The sequence below is a fragment of the Blastococcus aggregatus genome, from assembly GCF_900221005.1.
GTDB lineage: Bacteria > Actinomycetota > Actinomycetes > Mycobacteriales > Geodermatophilaceae > Blastococcus > Blastococcus aggregatus.
In genome coordinates, this window is the sequence record NZ_OBQI01000001.1 from 186,871 (window position 1) to 202,971 (window position 16,101).

A 16,101-nucleotide genomic window follows, 5' to 3' on the forward strand; every position below is an offset into this window, starting at 1 on the left:
CTCCGGCTCAGCCGGCGATCTTCTCCGCGAACTGACCCTCGAAGGCCTCGGCCAGGACCGTGGCGCCGCCCTCGACGTCGGCCGGCTGGAGCACGAAGCTCTCCAGGCTCGGCGACTGGCCCGTCTCGAAGCCGCGGATCGGGACGACGAGACCGCCGGTGTCGACCTCCTCGAGCTCGTTGAAGGCGTCGACGACGCCCTGGCGGGTGAGGTCACCGTTCTCGCACGCGGCGTCGAGGACCTGCTTCATGATCTCGCTCATCCCGAAGCCGACGACCACGCCGAGACTGACCGTGGCCTCGGGGTAGGCCTCCTTGTACTGCTCGAGGAGCTCCGGGTGCGCGTCGAACGACGACACCGGGGACGCCACGTAGAGGTGCGTCTTCAGCCAGTTGGCCGCCGGCCCCTGCAGCAGGCCCGGCGCGAAGACCGGGTTGCTGCCGAGGATCGGCACGTCCAGCCCCTGCGCCTCGGCCACCGTGGCCACCGACGCCGTCTGCCCGGGGGCGACGGTGAGCGCGATGAGGTCGACGCCGGCCGCCGCGAACTGGGTGACCTGCGCGCTCATGTCCTGGTCGGTCGCCTTGATCTGCGCCTCGATCACCTCGAGGCCCATCTCCTCAGCGACGGCACGGGTACCCGCGAGCCCGTTGGCCCCGTACTCGCCCTCGAAGTAGATGTGGCCGACCGTGTCGCCCTCGGCGAGAAGACCCTCCTCGAAGAGGTAGTCGTACCCGTTGGCGATCTCCACGTCGTACGTCGCACCGACGACACCGGTCCCGGGGATCTCGGTGAGCGTCTTGGACCAGGCGGACGGGAAGTTGACGATCTGGTCGGACTCGTACTCGGGTGCGAGTGCCGTGTTGATCGGCGAGCCGATCGTCTGCTGCATCGCCAGGATGCTGTCCTTCATCCCGCTGTACAGCTGCACCCCCTGCTGGGGCACGTAGCCGGTGTCCTGCACGTCGAGCTCGACGTCGTAGGTGTCGCAGACCTGGTTGTCCTCCCAGAACAGCTCGTTGGCCTGGGTGATGTCCTTCCCCAGAGCGGCGAAGACGCCGGTGAGGTCGGTGAGGACGCCGAGCCGGATGGTCTCCCCCTCGACGCCGATGTCGGTCTGGACGTCGGCCGCATCGCCGCCACCTCCCCCGCTGCTCTCCGGCGCCTTGGTGCTGCAGCCGGTGGCGGCCAGGACGACGCTGGCAGCCAGCATCGTGACGCCGGTCGAACGCTTGCTGAGTCTCACGTGGTGCTCCCTTGGGCTGGCGGGTCGGACGGACTGGGTTCACTGGTTCGGGTGGGCGTGTCGGGTGGGTGCTCGGTGACCCGTCCGCCGGGGCGGCGGAACCGGCCGGCGATGCGGTTGGCGATACCGGCCAGGCCGGCGGGCTCGAAGAGGATCACCAGGACGATGGCCGCACCGAACAGGAACCGGGCCGCCTCACCGGCCGCCAGCCCGCCGCCGCCCACGAAGGGGATCAGGTCGGCGTAGCGCTGGAAGACCAGTGGCAGCGCACTGACGAAGATCGCCCCCAGCACGGCCCCGTTCACCGAGCCCAGGCCACCGAGGACGATCATGGCGAGGTAGAGGATGGACAGCTCGAGGCCGAAGGACTCCGGGGCGATGCTGCCGATCGACAGCGCGTACATGACCCCGGCCAGCCCGGCGTACATCGAGCTCACGAGGAAGATGCGGGCCTTGTAGCCCTGGACGTTGACGCCCATGACCGACGCCGCGACCTCGCTGTCCCGCAGCGTCTGCAGTGCCCGGCCCGGGCGGCTGCGCAGGATGTTGCGGGCGAAGAGGTAGGCGGCGAGCGCGAGGACGAGCCCGAGGTACCAGAGCCGCTCGGCCTCGCGGAACGGCACCTCGAGCACGTACAGCTCCGGATCGCGGTTGCCGAAGGTGAAGCCGAACAGCGAGAACTCCGGTGCCGACCGCCCGTTGAAACCGCCGGTGACCTCGGTCCAGCTGTTGAGCACGTGGACGCCGATGAAGACCAGCGCCAGCGACGCCACCCCGAGGTAGATGCCGCGCAGCCGCGCCGCCAGCGGGCTGAAGAGGAGCCCTGCGAGGCCGGCGAGGAGGACACCGACGATCATGCCGATGATCGGCGGCAGGCCCAGGCCGCCGAGCTCGGCGACGCCGAGGCCGCCCGGCTCCCCGGAGACGTAGACGTAGCTGACCGCCCCCACGGCCAGGAAGAAGGCGTGGGCGAGGGAGAGCTGGCCGCTGGTTCCCACGAGCAGGTTCAGGCCGATCGCGCCCACGATCGCGCCGGCGGCGGCGAACCCCGTGCGCAGCCAGAACTCCTCCACGTAGAGCGGCAGCGCGAGCATCACCACCAACCCCAGGACCAGCAGCAGCGGGCGCAGCCAGGACCGGCGACGACCGGCCGGCGCGGGGCGACCGACCCCCGAGGGATGGGCCCCGGGAGCCTCGGTGAGGGTCGACTCAGACACGGGTCAGCTCCTTGGTCCCGAACAGGCCCGACGGGCGGAACATCAGGACCGCGATCATCACGATGAAGGGGACGACGGCACTGAACCCGCGGCCCAGGAAGAGCAGCTGGTCCTGGTAGCCGGCCGCCATCGCCTCGGCGATGCCGATCAGCAGGCCGCCCACGAGCGCTCCTCCCGTGGAGTCCAGGCCGCCGAGGATCGCGGCCGGGAAGGCCCGCAGCGCCACGGCGTAGGTGCTCGGGCTGACCCCCGGGGTGGGCGAGCCGACGAGGAACAGGGCGGCGACCGCGGCGAGCACGCCCGCGACCACCCAGGCCAGAGCGGACACCCGCCCCTGCTTGATGCCCATCAGCGCCGCGGTCTCGCCGTCCTCGGCCGAGGCGCGCATCGCGATGCCCCAGTTGGAGTACTTGAAGGCGGCGAAGAACAGCCCGATCAGGACGGCGGCGACGGCGATCGCGATGAGGCGGTTCTCGGAGATCCCGACGTCACCGACCCGGACCGACCCTCCGGCCCACGGGTGGGGGACGTTGAGGATGTCCGAACCGATCCGCCGGATCAGCTCCGTGAGCAGGATGATGTCCACGCCGATGGTGACGATGGCCAGACTGATCACCGCCGCCCCCCGGAGCCGGTTGATGATCACGCGTTCGATGACGAACGCCGCGAGCGCGGTGATCGCGATCCCCACCACGGCAGCGAGCAGGAAGCCCAGGGGCTCGGACAACCGGGCGATGGAGTAGGCGCCCAGCAGCAGCAGGGAACCGTGCGTGAAGCTGACCACCTCGCTCGCCTTGAAGATGATCACGAAGCCCAGCGCGATGAGGGCGTACATCGCGCCGAGCGAGATGCCGTTGAGCAGGAGCGACAGGAACTGGGTCACGACGGCATCCCTGGGGTCTCGGAGGAGGAGGCGCCGGCCGCGGCCGCCTCCGCCGCCTCCGACGGGTCGATCTCGTCACCGGAGCCGAGGTAGGCCCGGATGACCTCGGGGTCGCGCTGCACCTCGGCCGGGGTGCCGTCGGCGATGCGCCGGCCGAAGTCGAGGACGGTCACGCGGTCGGCCAGGGACATGACCATGCCCATGTCGTGCTCGACCAGGATCACCGAGATGCCCAGCCCGGCGCGGATCTCCAGGATCGCCTCCGCCATGCGGTGGGTCTCCTCGGCGTTCATGCCGGCCACCGGCTCGTCCAGCAGCAGCAGCCGCGGCTCCGTGCACAGCGCCCGCGCGACCTCCACCCGCTTCTGGTCGCCGTAGGACAGCACCCCGACGGGCGTGTGCAGCTTCTCGCCGAGCTCCAGGAAGTCGGCGATCTCCGCGACCCGGGCGCCGTGGAGCTTCCCCTCCCGGGTGGCCAGCGGCAGTCTCAGCCCCGCCGCGATGAACCCGGCCTTCGTCAGGTGGTGCCGCCCGAGCATCAGGTTCTCGGCGACGCTCTGGCCGGCCGACAGTGCGATGTTCTGGAACGCGCGGGCGACACCGATGCCCGCGATCTTGTAGGGCCGCATCCGGTCGAGCCGGTGCTCGCCGAACCGGACCTGACCTTCGGCGGCCTTGTAGACGCCGGACAGGACGTTGAACATCGTCGACTTGCCGGCCCCGTTCGGGCCGATGATCGCGTGGATGGTGCCGGGCTCCACGGTGAAGGACACCCCGGACAGGGCGGTGATCGCACCGAACCGCACGGTGACGTCCTCCACCTGGACCGGGGGGACGTCCGACCGGACGTCGATGGCCGCTCCGGGGGCGCTCACTGCGTCCACCGCGAGAGCTTGCGGCCCGACGTCGCGCGCCGGCGCGTCGTGCCGTCGCCGTCCCCGTCGTGGCCCAGGTAGAGGCGCTGCACCTCGTCGGTGCGGGCGAGCTCCCGGGCCTCCCCCGACAGCGACACCTCGCCGACGTCGAGCACGTAGGCCAGGTGGGCGACGCCGAGGGCCATCGTCGCGTTCTGCTCCACCAGCAGCACCGACGTGCCCTGCCGGTTGATCTCGGCGATGACCTGGCCGATCTGGCCGATGATCCGCGGCGCCAGCCCCAGCGACGGTTCGTCGAGCAGGAGCAGCTTCGGGCTGGCCATCAGCGCGCGCCCGATCGCGAGCATCTGCTGCTCGCCGCCGGACAGCAGGGCGCCGCGCTGGGAGCTGCGCTCGCGGAGCACCGGGAACAGGTCGTAGACCCGGTCCTGGGCCCGCGCCTTCGCCGCCTTGTCCCTGCTGGCCATGCCGCCGGCGCGGAGGTTCTCCTCGACGGTGAGCCGGCCGAAGATCCGCCGTCCCTCGGGCACCTGGACCAGGCCCATGCGGACGGTCTGGGCCGGATCGCGCCCGGCCAGGTCGGTCGTGCCGAAGCGGATCGACCCCGAGTCGATCCGGCCGCGGTGCAGGCGCAGGGTGCCGGAGATCGCGCGCAGCAGCGTCGTCTTCCCGGCCCCGTTGCTGCCGAGGACGGCGACGACCTCGCCGTCGGGGATCTCCATGGACACGCCGCGGACCGCCTGCACGGCCCCGCCGTAGGTCACGTGGAGGTCCTGGATGCTCAGCACCGGCCACCACCCGAGAGGTGTGATCTGGACCACATGAGCGGGACTCTAAGGCCATCACCAGCCGTTTCGGGAGCCTCGAGTTCACAGTTCGGTCACGTCTTCCTCCGCGCCCACCTCGGGGAAGGCCCCGGCACGGTCCGGCGTTCGACCGGTCGTGGAGGCCGGCCGGGACGTGGACGTCGTCGTCATCGGGGCCGGTCAGGCCGGGCTGTCCACCGCCTACGGACTGCTCCGTCAGGGTTTCGAGGCGCACACCGGGTTCGTGGTGCTGGATGGCGACGCCGGGCCCGGCGGGGCCTGGCAGCACCGCTGGCCCTCGCTCACGTTGACCAGTACGCACCGGGTGAACGACCTGCCCGGCCTGCCGTTCGCGCCGGCCGACCCGACCGCGCCGGCCGTCGAGTCGGTGCCCGCCTACTACGCCGAGTACGAGCGCCGGCTCGACCTGCCGGTCCTCCGCCCGGTCCGCGTCACCGCCGTCCGCCGGACCGACGACGACCGCTTCCGGGTCGAGAGCGACGCCGGCGCCTGGACCGCTCGCGCCGTGGTCAACGCCACCGGCACCTGGACGCGTCCGTTCGTCCCCCGCTACCCCGGCCAGGAGACCTTCCGGGGCCGCCAGCTGCACACCGTCGACTACCGCTCGGCGGAGGAGTTCCGCGGTCAGCACGTCGTCGTCGTGGGCGGCGGCGCATCGGCCACCCAACTCCTCGGCGAGATCAGCCGGGTCGCCTCGACCACGTGGGTCACCCGCCGCGAGCCGGTCTGGCGCGACGGCGTCCTCGACGAGGACGCCGGCCGCGCGGTCGTCGCCGAGGTCGAGCGGGCGGTGCGCGAGGGCCGCCGTCCCGGGAGCGTCGTCGGCCACACCGGCCTGCTCACCTCGACGCCCTACATCCGCGACGCCCTCGACCGCGGCGTCCTGCGCCGCCGGCCGATGTTCGACCGGATCACCCCCGACGGCGTCGAGTGGGGGGACGGGACGTCGGTCCGCGCGGACGCGATCCTGTGGGCCACCGGGTTCCGGGCCGCGATCGGTCACCTGGCGCCGCTGCACCTGCGGGCGCCGGGCGGTGGCATCCGCATGGACGGCACGCACGTCGCCGGCGAACCGCGGGTCCACCTGGTCGGCTACGGCCCGTCGGCCAGCACGATCGGCGCCAACCGGGCCGGGCAGTCGGCGGCCCGGCAGCTGCGCCGGCTGCTCCGCCCGGAGCTCGCCCGCACCGCCTGACCCCCGCCCACATCGGCGATGGGCGATAGGCGGGTGGGAACGCCCCACATCGGCGATCTCGCCGGGGCATGCCCGTAGGGGAACGTTCAGGGTCTGTTCAGGGCGCTCCCCGATGTGCCGGGCACCCGCCCGCCGCGAGGCTTCCGGCCATGACTCCAGCGATTCCCCCGACCGGGGCGCGGCCATGATCGACGTCGCGCGCCTCACCAAGCAGTACGGCGCCAAGACCGCCGTCGACGGCGTCTCCTTCACCGTCGCCCCGGGCCGGGTGACCGGCTTCCTCGGCCCCAACGGCGCCGGCAAGTCGACGACGATGCGCATGGTGCTCGGCCTGGACCGGCCGACCGCCGGCAGCGTGACCGTCAACGGCCGCGCCTACCGCGACTCCCCCGCCCCGCTGCGCGAGGTCGGCGCCCTGCTCGAGGCGCGGGCGCTGCACCCCGGCCGCTCCGCCCGCGACCACCTGCGCTGGCTGGCCGCCAGCAACCGGATCCCGGTCGCGCGGGTCGACGAGGTCCTCGGCCTGGTCGGGCTCGAGGCGGTCGCCGGCACCCGGGTCGGCAAGTTCTCCCTCGGCATGGGGCAGCGGCTCGGCATCGCGGTCGCGCTGCTCGGCGACCCGCCGGTCGTCGTCCTCGACGAGCCGGTCAACGGGCTGGACCCGGAGGGCATCCGCTGGGTGCGCACGCTGGCCCGCCGGCTGGCCGCGGAGGGGCGCACCGTCTTCGTCTCCAGCCACCTGATGTCGGAGATGGCGCTGACCGCCGACCACCTGGTCGTCATCGGCCGCGGCCGGATCCTCGCCGACTGCTCGATGCCCGACTTCATCGCCGAGCACGCGGCCTCCTTCGTCCGGGTCCGCACGCAGGGCGGCCAGGTGGCCGACGTGCTCCGCGGTGCCGGCGCGGACGTGACCCCCGTCGACGGCGAGCTGCACGTCCAGGGGCTCGACGCCGCAGCCGTGGGCGAGCTCGTCGGCGACAAGGGGCTCTACCTGCACGAGCTGACCCTGGTGCGCTCCTCCCTCGAGGACGCCTTCATGACCCTGACCGCCTCGAGCGTCGAGTACACCGCTCGCGACGGCGCCGAGCTCGCCGGAGCGACCCGATGACCGTCACCGCAGCCAGCAGCACCGTCGCGCTGGACCCCCGCCGCAATGTGCCCGGCACCCGTCCGGGGTTCTCGTCCACGCTGCACTCGGAGTGGATCAAGTTCTGGTCGGTCCGCTCGACGACGTGGTCGGCCGTGATGCTGTTCGTCCTCGGCGCCGGCCTGACCGCGCTGATCTGCGCCACCAACGCCGAGTGGCTGGCCAGCAGCGAGGCCGACGAGTCCCCCGGCTCGTTCATCACCTTCGGGATGACGTTCGCCCAGATCACCGCGGTCGTGCTGGGCACGCTGACGGTCACCGCCGAGTACGGCACCGGGATGATCCGGGCGACGCTGGCCGCCACACCCCGCCGCGGGTCGGTGCTGCTGGCGAAGGCGCTCGTCCTCTCCGGCACGCTGTTCGTCCTCGGGACGGTCACCGCCTTCGCGGGGTACTTCGCCGGCAACTGGTTCCTGGACCGCGAAGGCGTCGGCCTGGCCCTGACCGACGACGGCGTGCTGCGCTCGATGGTCGGCAGCGGCCTCTACATGGCCGGGCTGGGCCTGTTCGCCGCGGCCGTCGGCATCCTGGTCCGGCACACCGCGGCCGCGCTGTCCGCCGTGCTCGCCCTCGTCTTCGTCGTCGGCAACATGGCCTTCCTGCTGCCGGGCGCCTGGGGCGAGTGGACGGCGAAGCTCATGCCGGGCAACGCCGGCTCCCCGATCGCGGCGCCGGTCTCCTTCAACCCGGAGCTGATGGCCCCGTGGCCCGGGTTCGCGGTGTTCGCCGCCGAGGTGCTGGCCCTGCTCGCGGTCGCCTGGGTGGTGTTCGCGCGCCGCGACGCCTGATCCGAGCCGCCCCTTCCCACCCGTCGCCCACCCACCCGTCCCGCCGGCCGCTCCGGCCGGGGGACAGTGGTGCGGTGACGTCTCCCGATCCGGCCGCCGAGGGCCGCCGCCGTGCCGACGAGTTCCTGTCCCTGCTGGCCGCTGAGGACCCGGCGGCCGACGCCCTCCTCGAGGGCCTGACCGAGATCCGCGAGGTGGTCTTCCTCGGTGCGGGGCTCACCGTGATCGCCCGCGCCGAGGGCCGCGCGCTGCCGACGGCGCAGCGCGCCCAGGCCAGCACCCGCCAGGTGAACCTCGCTCAGCTGCGCGACCGCTCCCGCACCGATGTCGACGGGCTGCGCGCCTGGCTGCGGGCGTCGGGCGAGGAGATCCTCTTCCTCCGCTCGCTGGCCGCCGCGGCCGCACGGTTCACCGGCTGAGCGCTCGATCCCGGCTCGGGCGCGCGGCCGCAGCCGCCACGGGCAGCAGCGCGGCAAGCGCCGCGGCCACCAGCACGTAGGTCCAGTCCAGGCCGATGCCGGCGGCCAGGACGCCGAGCGCGAGCGCCCCCGTGGCCGTCCCGGCGTCGAAGGACGCGTTCCACATCGCGCTGGCCGCCGTCGTCCCGGCGTCCCCGGCCCGGGTGAACGACGCCAGCAGCGTCAGGTTCTGCACCGCGCCGAAGCCCATGCCGAAGACCGCGGCACCGATCAGGACCCAGGCGTCCCCGGCGGCCAGCCCGGCGCCGACGGCCACCAGCCCCACCGCCGCGAGCACGACCGCGAGCGGGAGGAGCAGCCGGGCGCCCAGGCGGTCGGCGAGCATGCCCGCCCGCCAGCGGGTCACGGCACCGGTCGCGCCGAAGAGCAGCAGGGCCGTGGTGGCCAGGACGCCGTCCGGACGCTCGATCGGCAGGAAGGTCACCACCCCGCCACCGGCCATCGTGACGGCGAACAGCACCAGTGAGGGGGCCAGCGCCGCCAGCACCCCCGCGCGGTTCGCCCCGGCGGCGGCGCGACCGGGCTGCGGCCCGACCGAGCGCATCAGCAGCGGCACCAGCGCGACGCCCAGCAGGGGCGAGGCGCCGAGCCACGCCAGCCAGGCCACCGAGTCCCCCAGCACCAGCGCCACACCGCCCGGGACCGCGACGAGGTTCGGGATCGCGATCGCCAAGCCGTACAGGCCGATCGACTCGCCGCGCCGCTCCGGTGGGGCGACCTGCGCCGACAGCGTGGCACCGAGCACGGTCAGGATGGCGAACCCCGCCCCGCGCACGGCGGAGAGTGCGCTGATCCAGAGCACGCCGTCGTCCAGCACGTAGAGCGGCGACGGCACGCCCATGGCCACCAGCCCGACGACGAGCACCGGACCCGCCCCGAACCGGGCGGTGAGCCCCGGGATGGTCGCCTGGACGGCGATGGTGACCACCAGGAAGACCGCGGTGACGACGCCCGCCGTGCTCTCGGCGGCGCCACCGCGCACCGCGTACACGGGCAGCGAGGCCAGGGTCAGGCTGTAGCTGGCGAACCCGAGGAACGTCACCCCGATCAGCGCCTGCATCCCGCGCGACCGCCACAACGACGTCCGCTCCCGCACCCCTGCCCTGTCCACCTGTCGAGCATGACCGCCCGAGCCGGCCCGACCGCGAACGGGTAGGCATGAGCCGTGCCACTGCTGACCCTCGGCCACGGACCGCGCGACCGCGCCGCCCTCGGCGCCGCCCTGGTCGACGCCGGCCTGGACCTGCTGGTCGACGTGCGCCGCTTCCCCGGCAGCCGGGTCAACCCCGACGTGCGCCGCGAGGAGCTCGAGCGGTGGGTGCCCGCCCTCGGCATCGACTACCGGTGGGACACCCGCCTCGGGGGGCGGCGCAGCCTGCCGAAGGACGTGCCCGTGACCGACGACTGGTGGACGGTGACCCAGTTCGCCGCCTACGCCGCGCACACCCGGACGCCGGAGTTCACCGTCGCGCTCGACGACCTGCTGGCCGCCGCGGCCACGGCGACGGTGGCGGTGATGTGCAGCGAGAGCGTGTGGTGGCGCTGCCACCGCCGGCTGATCGCCGACGTCGCCGTTCTCGGGCGCGGGGTGCCGGTGACCCACCTGATGCCCGACGGCCGGCTCGCCCCGCACCGGCCCTCCGACGGAGCGGTCGTGAGCGGCGAGGGGGTGCTCACCTGGCCGGCGTCCCCTCCGGGCGGACCGGCCACCCCGTAGCCTCGACGGCGATGGCTGCGGACGACGACGACGTGCTGCGCCTGCTCCGGACGGGGACGGCGGCCGAGCACGAGGACGTCGAACGCACCCTCGCCCTGCTCGACCCGGCGCTGAGCCGGGCCCGGCTGGCGCACGTGCTGGACCTTATGCACGGCTTCTGGTGCGCCGCCGAGGCCGGTCTCGACACGTGGGCCGCGGAGCACCCCGCCGACGCCGAGCGGCTGCAGTGGACGCGCCGGCGTCGCGCTCCCCTGTTCGCGCTGGACCTCGCGGCACTCGGGGCCGGCGCGTCGGAGCGTTCCCCGGAGCTGGCGCCGGTGCGGAGCACCGACGAGGCGCTGGGCCGGATGTACGTGCTCGAGGGGTCGACGCTCGGCGGCGTCTTCATCGACCGACACCTGGCCACGTTGCCGGAGCTGGCCGGAGTCGCCATCCGCGCCTTCTCCCCCTACGGGAGCGAGACCGGGGCGATGTGGGCCGCCTTCCGTCGGGCCACCCGGGCGCGGGCAGCCGACGGCGGCGACGTCGCCACCCTGCTCGCCGCGGCACGCACGACCTTCGGCGACCTCGCCGACTGGTGCCGACCCGCCGCCCTGCCGGCAGTCCCCGCCTGACGGACCGGCGTCCGGGCCGACCCTCAGTCGTCGAGCTCGGGTGCCGCGAACAGCGGGGTCAGCCCGTCGTCCGGCGGCCCGCCCCGGTCCGCCGCCGGGCCATCGCCCGGGGCCTTCACCTCGGGGATCGTGTCGCGGACGGGGATCTCCGGCAGCCCGCGGGCGTCCCGCTCGAGCGCGGCGAGCAACCGCTCCTCGTCAGGAGCGAGGTCGCGTGGTTGCCGGCGTGCGCGGTGCTCGACCGCGTCCGGGGCGACGTCGTCCGAGTCGGTGCCGTGGGGTGCGCCCATGCTCACGAAGCCTCCTCTCCCGCGCTCACCGAGGGAAGTTCGGCTCGAGGCGCGGCACGATCTGCATCTCGGGGACGAATGCCGAGGGGTGCAGCAGCACGAGGGTGCGCACCATCTCGGCCACCGCCGCCGGCGGCATCATCAGGTGCGACGGGATCCCCCACTGCTCCATCATCGGCGTGTCCATGGCCGCCGGGATGACCGACTGCACGCGGCACGGGAAGGGCCGCTCGCTGCCGTCGGGCTGCCGCACCGCCTTCTCCCGCAGCTCCCGCTGGATGCACCGGGTGGCGTTCAGGAAGCCGGCCTTGGAGCCGTTGTAGGCGATGGCCCCGCTGCCGGACGTGATCGCCGAGAGCGACACGATGTGGACCACGTCGGCGGTGCGCCCCTCCGGGAGGTGCTGCACCCGCCGGGTGAACTCGCTGGTGAGGAAGACCGGGCCCTCGAAGTTCACCGCCTGCACCCGCCGGTAGTCGGCGAGGTCGATGTCGGTGATGTAGCCCGGCCGGTCGATCCCCGCGACGTTGACCAGGATGTCGAAGCTGTCGCCGTGCGCGTCGAAGAGGCCGCCCACCACGGTCCGCCGGCTCTCGTCGTCGGTGACGTCCAGGGCGACGACCTCCGCGCTGCCGCCGGCGTCGGCGACCAGATCGCGCGTGCCCTCGCTGCCGGCGGCGTCGATGTCCGCGATCGCCACGTGCGCCCCGGCCTCGGCCAGCGCCAGCGCCGTGGCACGGCCCAGTCCGCTCGCGGCTCCCGTGACGAGGGCGACGCGACCCTCGAGCGACTCCTGCATCCCGGCCCCCCAGTCCTGTCCGTCCGGTTCCCGACAGCCTCGCCGAGAACGGGACCGGCCGCAGCCCGGAGGGCTCGGGGATCAGCCGCGGACGAGACCGGTGGCGGCGACGCCCCGGAAGGGCGGCGGGGCCGGCGCCCACACGTCGGCGAGGGTGACCGTGCGGAGGCCCCGCTCGCGGATCAGGTCCAGGAGCTCGCCGTACACGGTGGTCACCGGCAGGTGGTTGGCGTGACCGATGACGATGCTCTGCGGGGCGAACCACTCGCGGGCGTAGCCGACCAGCTCGGGACCGCTGAGCACGGTGGAGTCGCCCAGGGTGCCGTTCCACATGGCGATCGTCGGGTGCCCGAGGTCGGCGGCGATCCGGTCGGTGCGCTCGTCGCGCGCACCGAAGGGCGGCCGGAAGAAGGGGGTGTCGGTCACGCCCAGCCTGGTCCGGAGGAAGTCGCGGTTGCGGCGGATCTCCTCGGCCACCTCGGCGTCGCCCAGGGTGGTGAGGTCGGGATGCGACCAGGTGTGGTTGCCGAAGGCGATCTGCCCCGACTCGACCAGCGGCCGGAGAGCAGCCGCGTTCTCCTCCCACGCGCGGTACCGCCCGTTGGGGAAGAAGGTCAGCCGCAGGTCGGCGTCCACGGCGAGCGCGACGTAGGCGGCGACGACCTCACTGCTCGTGCCGTCGTCGATGGTCAGCGCCAGGGCGTTGCCCTCCCCCGGCAGCGCCGTGACCACGCCGGCCGGCGGACCGGCGGGCGCCTCGACAGCGGCCTCGACCGGGCCCGCGGCGAGTGGCTCCGTGGGCGGGACGGGCCCGCCCTCACCGGCACGCGTGCCGGTGACCGCCCCGTGTCCCGTGGCGGCCACGGCGAGTCCTGCGGCGAGGGTCAGCAGGAACCGGCGTCGGTCCATGCCGGGACGCTAGGCAGCCGGAACCGGCTTCCCCGCGGAGGCGCGGGGCGACGCGCCGTGACCGTTCGGAGCGCATCCGGAGGGCTCCGGAGCGTGACGCGATCGCGTCACGGCCCGTGCCCCCATCACTACCGCGGGTCAGGCGGTGGGTACCAGCCCGGCCTCCTCGATCATCCGCGCCTGCTCCCGGCACCACGGGGACCACGCGTCACCCTCGGTCTCCTGGCGACGGCGGAAGGCGGCCCAGTCGAGCAGCTCCCACTCCCCCACCTCGGTGGGGTCGGGCGCGGGCGAGCCCGTGAAGCGCCCCAGGTACACCGGGCAGATCTCGTTCTCGACGACTCCGAGGAACTCTGCGCGGTAGCGGTAGCCGGGCAGCGCCGGACGCAGGTCGCGCACCCCGAGACCGAGCTCGAAGGCGGCGCGGCGGGCGATCGCGGCGTCGTCGTCCTCGTCCGGGCCGGGGTGGCCGCAGACGGTGTTGGTCCACATGCCCGGGAACGTCTGCTTGTCCTCCGCCCGCCGGGTGACCAGGAGCCGGCCGGCGTCGTCGAAGAGGTAGGCGGAGAAGGCGCGGTGCAGGGGCGTCTCCCCGTGGTGCACCAGCGGCTTGGGCAGGGTGCCGATCGCACGGCCGTCGTCGTCGACCAGCACGATCATCTCGGCGGAGGGGGAGGTCACGCAGTCCATCGTCCCCGACCGGAGCGCCGCGCGCCCGGACCCGCCGCGGGCGCCTCCCCGGTGCGCGGCAGCCCGCCGGGGGGCAGAGTCCAGGTGTGGACAGCTTCCGCCGCGACGGCCTGACCTTCGACGTCCGCGACGCCGGCCCCGGGGACGGCGAGCCCGTGGTCCTCCTGCACGGGTTCCCGCAGGACTCTGCCGCCTGGGACCGCGTCGCCCCGGCGCTGCACCAGCACGGCCTGCGCACCCTGGCGCCGGACCAGCGGGGCTGCTCCCCCATGGCCCGTCCGCGCGGCCGCGGGCACTACCGACTGCGCGAGACCGTGGGCGACGTCCTCGCCCTGCTGGATGCGGCGGGCCTCGAGCGCGCGCACGTCGTCGGCCACGACTGGGGCGGCATCGTCGCCTGGGCGCTGGGGGCATGGCACCCCGGCCGGCTGCGCACGCTCACCGCGCTGTCGGTGCCGCACCCCGCGGCCATGGCGAAGGCGATGGTGACCAGCGACCAGGCGCTGCGCTCGCTCTACGTGGCTCTGTTCCAGCTCCCGGTCGTCCCCGAGCGGCTCCTCCTCGCCGGCGACGGCGCGGTGCTGCGCCGCCTGCTGCGCGGTGGCGGCCTCGAGGACGACCTCGTCGACCACTACGTCCGCCGCATGCAGGAGCCGGGCGCGCTGTCGTCCATGCTGGGCTGGTACCGGGCGCTGCCCCTGTCCGGCCGCGATCCCGTCGGGACGGTGCGCGTGCCCACCCTGCACGTGTGGAGCACCGGCGACGCCTTCCTCGGCCGGGCGGCGACCGAGGCGACCGCGCGCTTCGTCGACGCCCCCTACCGGCTGGAGGTCCTCGAGGGCGTGCCGCACTGGCTCCCGGAGCTGGCCGCCGACCGCGTCGCCGAGCTGGTCACCGCGCACGTACGCACCGCGCCGCCCTCGGCAGACTGAGGGCATGACGGCGACGGCGAACCCGACCTCCCGGGCCGAACGGCTCGACCGGCTGCCCTTCACCCGCGAGCACGGCCGGCTGGTCTTCGGCTCCGGCCTGGGCTGGGCCCTGGACGCCATGGACGTCGGGCTGATCTCGTTCGTGATGGCGGCACTGGCCGGCCAGTGGGCGCTCAGCTCGACCGAGCTGTCGTGGATCGGCTCCATCGGCTTCGCCGGGATGGCGCTGGGCGCGACGCTCGGCGGGCTGCTGGCCGACCGGTTCGGCCGCCGGCAGGTCTTCGCGCTGACCCTGCTGGTCTTCGGCGTCGCCACCGGGGCGGCGGCGCTGTCGTGGTCGGTCGGCGCGCTGCTGGTGTTCCGCTTCCTCATCGGTCTGGGGCTCGGCGCCGAGCTGCCGGTCGCCTCCACCCTGGTCAGCGAGTTCGCGCCGTCGCGGGTGCGCGGCCGCGTGGTCGTGCTGCTCGAGGCGTTCTGGGCAGTGGGCTGGACGCTCGCGGCGCTGATCGGCTACTTCGTCGTCCCGCGCAGCGACGACGGCTGGCGCTGGGCGCTGGCGATCGGGGCGCTACCGGCGGTCTACGCCGTCGTCGTGCGCCGCGGGCTGCCGGAGTCGGTGCGCTTCCTCGAGCTCCGCGGGCGCACCGCGGAGGCGGAGGCCACCGTGCGCCGCTTCGAGGCCGCCGCCGGCGTCGAGCCCGTGCCCTCGCCGGACGCCGTCGCCACGACCGCGGCCCGGCCCGGCCTCCGGGCGGTCTGGGCGGCGGGGTTGCGCGGCCGCACCGCCGCGCTCTGGATCGTCTGGTTCAGCATCAACTTCTCCTACTACGGCGCCTTCATCTGGCTGCCGACCCTGCTGTTCGACGACGGCTTCTCACTCGTCAAGTCGTTCCAGTACACGCTGATCATCACGCTGGCCCAGCTGCCCGGATACGCGGTCGCGGCGGTGCTCATCGAGAAGTGGGGCCGGCGGCCGACGCTGGCCACGTTCCTGGTCGGCTCCGCCGTGGGGGCGCTGCTCTTCGCCTCGGCCGACGGCGACACCGCCGTCCTCGTGACCGGCATGGTGCTGTCGTTCTTCAACCTCGGCGCGTGGGGCGCTCTGTACGCGGTGACGCCGGAGATCTACCCGACCGCGCTGCGGGCCACCGGCGCGGGCGCGGCGGCCGGGTTCGGCCGGCTCGCCTCGATCGCCGCCCCGCTGTGCGTGCCGCCGATGGTCGACGCCGGCGGCACCGGGCTGGTGTTCGGCGTCTTCGCCGGGTTCTTCGCGCTCGCCGCGCTCGCGTCGTGGGGCCTGCCCGAGCGCCGCGGTCAGGCTCTCGAGGACGACGTCGACACGCCCCTGCCCGCCCGCACCCGCTGACCCCTGCGACCGGGCGACGATCAGGTGACCTGATCGTGGCGCGTCCTCCCTCACCGCGCACCGTGAGGGAGGACGCGCTGCGGTGAGGGAGGACGGCTTGGCCAGCAGGTGCAAAGAAAACTTT

The 16,101-nt window shown here is 73.9% G+C and carries 18 protein-coding genes; 8 read left to right on the forward strand and 10 right to left on the reverse strand.

From position 1 onward, the window contains the following. Positions 1-7 precede the first annotated feature (7 nt). The 5 genes from CRP29_RS00900 to CRP29_RS00920 are packed head-to-tail and all read right to left on the reverse strand — an operon-like array spanning position 8 to position 5,009. The gene (locus tag CRP29_RS00900) at positions 8-1,246 is read right to left on the reverse strand and encodes an ABC transporter substrate-binding protein (RefSeq protein ID WP_097193197.1); all 1,239 of its coding nucleotides are present in this window, start codon (positions 1,244-1,246) and stop codon (positions 8-10) included. Then, complete coding sequence (locus tag CRP29_RS00905) at positions 1,243-2,463, reverse strand: branched-chain amino acid ABC transporter permease (protein ID WP_097193198.1); 1,221 nt, start codon at positions 2,461-2,463, stop codon at positions 1,243-1,245. Before CRP29_RS00905 ends, CRP29_RS00900 begins: the two co-directional genes overlap by 4 nt. Beyond that, positions 2,456-3,346 (reverse strand): branched-chain amino acid ABC transporter permease, encoded by an 891-nt coding sequence (locus CRP29_RS00910; protein WP_097193199.1) that lies wholly within the window; start codon positions 3,344-3,346, stop codon positions 2,456-2,458. Before CRP29_RS00910 ends, CRP29_RS00905 begins: the two co-directional genes overlap by 8 nt. After that, a complete protein-coding gene (locus tag CRP29_RS00915; protein WP_245852238.1) occupies positions 3,343-4,230 on the reverse strand; it encodes an ABC transporter ATP-binding protein in 888 nt (295 codons plus the stop codon). Before CRP29_RS00915 ends, CRP29_RS00910 begins: the two co-directional genes overlap by 4 nt. After that, on the reverse strand, positions 4,218-5,009 hold the full coding sequence (locus tag CRP29_RS00920; RefSeq protein ID WP_097193201.1) for an ABC transporter ATP-binding protein: 792 nt from the start codon (positions 5,007-5,009) through the stop codon (positions 4,218-4,220). The genes CRP29_RS00915 and CRP29_RS00920 overlap by 13 nt, the downstream gene beginning before the upstream one ends. Positions 5,010-5,181: 172 nt before the next feature. Here CRP29_RS00920 and CRP29_RS00925 point away from each other — a divergent pair, with 172 nt between their 5' ends. The 4 genes from CRP29_RS00925 to CRP29_RS00940 all read left to right on the forward strand — a co-directional run bounded on the left by CRP29_RS00925 (position 5,182) and on the right by CRP29_RS00940 (position 8,600). After that, on the forward strand, positions 5,182-6,243 hold the full coding sequence (locus CRP29_RS00925; protein ID WP_245852240.1) for an NAD(P)-binding domain-containing protein: 1,062 nt from the start codon (positions 5,182-5,184) through the stop codon (positions 6,241-6,243). A 184-nt stretch (positions 6,244-6,427) separates the two neighbouring features. Continuing rightward, the gene (locus CRP29_RS00930; RefSeq protein WP_097193203.1) at positions 6,428-7,354 is read left to right on the forward strand and encodes an ABC transporter ATP-binding protein; all 927 of its coding nucleotides are present in this window, start codon (positions 6,428-6,430) and stop codon (positions 7,352-7,354) included. Then, entirely contained in the window at positions 7,351-8,181 is an 831-nt protein-coding gene (locus CRP29_RS00935; RefSeq protein ID WP_217991412.1) for an ABC transporter permease, read from the forward strand. The genes CRP29_RS00930 and CRP29_RS00935 overlap by 4 nt, the downstream gene beginning before the upstream one ends. Positions 8,182-8,255: 74 nt before the next feature. Next, the gene (locus CRP29_RS00940; RefSeq protein WP_097193204.1) at positions 8,256-8,600 is read left to right on the forward strand and encodes a hypothetical protein; all 345 of its coding nucleotides are present in this window, start codon (positions 8,256-8,258) and stop codon (positions 8,598-8,600) included. Here the strand turns inward: CRP29_RS00940 and CRP29_RS00945 are convergent. Then, positions 8,590-9,771: an MFS transporter gene (locus CRP29_RS00945; protein WP_245852242.1), complete on the reverse strand. Its 1,182-nt coding sequence runs from the start codon at positions 9,769-9,771 to the stop codon at positions 8,590-8,592. The two genes, CRP29_RS00940 and CRP29_RS00945, sit on opposite strands and share 11 nt — an antisense overlap. Before the next feature lie 54 nt (positions 9,772-9,825). Between CRP29_RS00945 and CRP29_RS00950 the strand changes: the two genes are divergently transcribed. Both CRP29_RS00950 and CRP29_RS00955 read left to right on the forward strand, forming a co-directional pair. Beyond that, positions 9,826-10,377, forward strand: a complete 552-nt coding sequence (locus CRP29_RS00950; protein ID WP_097193206.1) for a DUF488 domain-containing protein — start codon at positions 9,826-9,828, stop codon at positions 10,375-10,377. Positions 10,378-10,388: 11 nt separating this feature from the next. After that, positions 10,389-10,991, forward strand: coding sequence for a biliverdin-producing heme oxygenase (locus CRP29_RS00955; protein ID WP_097193207.1), 603 nt, complete (start codon positions 10,389-10,391; stop codon positions 10,989-10,991). A gap of 23 nt (positions 10,992-11,014) precedes the next feature. On the opposite strand, the gene CRP29_RS00960 is transcribed toward CRP29_RS00955, so the two are convergent. From CRP29_RS00960 to idi, 4 genes are all read right to left on the reverse strand, one after another. After that, positions 11,015-11,281: a hypothetical protein gene (locus CRP29_RS00960; protein ID WP_097193208.1), complete on the reverse strand. Its 267-nt coding sequence runs from the start codon at positions 11,279-11,281 to the stop codon at positions 11,015-11,017. Positions 11,282-11,306: 25 nt separating this feature from the next. Further along, on the reverse strand, positions 11,307-12,080 hold the full coding sequence (locus CRP29_RS00965) for an SDR family NAD(P)-dependent oxidoreductase (protein ID WP_097193209.1): 774 nt from the start codon (positions 12,078-12,080) through the stop codon (positions 11,307-11,309). A gap of 81 nt (positions 12,081-12,161) precedes the next feature. Continuing rightward, on the reverse strand, positions 12,162-12,989 hold the full coding sequence (locus tag CRP29_RS00970) for a polysaccharide deacetylase family protein (RefSeq protein WP_097193210.1): 828 nt from the start codon (positions 12,987-12,989) through the stop codon (positions 12,162-12,164). A gap of 138 nt (positions 12,990-13,127) precedes the next feature. After that, positions 13,128-13,670, reverse strand: coding sequence for an isopentenyl-diphosphate Delta-isomerase (gene idi, locus CRP29_RS00975; protein WP_245852245.1), 543 nt, complete (start codon positions 13,668-13,670; stop codon positions 13,128-13,130). A 95-nt stretch (positions 13,671-13,765) separates the two neighbouring features. Between idi and CRP29_RS00980 the strand changes: the two genes are divergently transcribed. Both CRP29_RS00980 and CRP29_RS00985 read left to right on the forward strand, forming a co-directional pair. After that, positions 13,766-14,611 carry an alpha/beta fold hydrolase gene (locus tag CRP29_RS00980; RefSeq protein WP_097193212.1) on the forward strand — a complete coding sequence of 282 codons (846 nt, stop codon included), beginning with the start codon at positions 13,766-13,768 and terminating at the stop codon, positions 14,609-14,611. 4 nt (positions 14,612-14,615) lie between these two features. Then, positions 14,616-15,977 carry an MFS transporter gene (locus CRP29_RS00985; RefSeq protein WP_097193213.1) on the forward strand — a complete coding sequence of 454 codons (1,362 nt, stop codon included), beginning with the start codon at positions 14,616-14,618 and terminating at the stop codon, positions 15,975-15,977. Positions 15,978-16,101 lie beyond the last annotated feature (124 nt).

Coding starts and splice junctions, on each gene's coding strand:
- CRP29_RS00930 (WP_097193203.1), top strand. CDS start 6,428: ATGATCGACGTCGCGCGCCTCACCAAGCAGTACGGCGCCAAGACCGCC.
- CRP29_RS00960 (WP_097193208.1), bottom strand. CDS start 11,281: ATGGGCGCACCCCACGGCACCGACTCGGACGACGTCGCCCCGGACGCG.
- CRP29_RS00935 (WP_217991412.1), top strand. CDS start 7,351: ATGACCGTCACCGCAGCCAGCAGCACCGTCGCGCTGGACCCCCGCCGC.
- CRP29_RS00985 (WP_097193213.1), top strand. CDS start 14,616: ATGACGGCGACGGCGAACCCGACCTCCCGGGCCGAACGGCTCGACCGG.
- CRP29_RS00965 (WP_097193209.1), bottom strand. CDS start 12,080: ATGCAGGAGTCGCTCGAGGGTCGCGTCGCCCTCGTCACGGGAGCCGCG.
- CRP29_RS00955 (WP_097193207.1), top strand. CDS start 10,389: ATGGCTGCGGACGACGACGACGTGCTGCGCCTGCTCCGGACGGGGACG.
- CRP29_RS00970 (WP_097193210.1), bottom strand. CDS start 12,989: ATGGACCGACGCCGGTTCCTGCTGACCCTCGCCGCAGGACTCGCCGTG.